The organism is Blautia sp. TM10-2 (genome assembly GCF_003480845.1).
Taxonomy (GTDB): domain Bacteria; phylum Bacillota; class Clostridia; order Lachnospirales; family Lachnospiraceae; genus Fusicatenibacter; species Fusicatenibacter saccharivorans.
On sequence record NZ_QUJZ01000034.1, the window covers coordinates 1 to 245 of the forward strand.

Genomic DNA, 245 nt, shown 5'->3' on the forward strand with positions numbered 1-245 from the left:
TGCTGGTGGCGATGCGCTTAGGGGACACACCCGTTCCCATCCCGAACACGATGGTTAAGACCTAAGCGGCCGATGGTACTGCACTGGAGACGGTGTGGGAGAGCAGGTGGCTGCCAGCTCCCTAATAAAAAGACAAGGGTAAATGTCTATGAAATAAAACAGCTGCCCACAGAAGCGCAGTAACCCATAACAGCAGGGAAGTGCTGATGAGAGCTGGTTTTACCAGTGATTAGAGTTTAAAAGAA

At 50.6% G+C, this 245-nt stretch carries 1 rRNA gene; it reads left to right on the forward strand.

Annotated features, from left to right (window positions below):
- Position 1: 1 nt before the first annotated feature.
- Positions 2-119: ribosomal RNA gene (rrf, locus tag DXD92_RS18325) — 5S ribosomal RNA — on the forward strand.
- Positions 120-245: the final 126 nt, after the last annotated feature.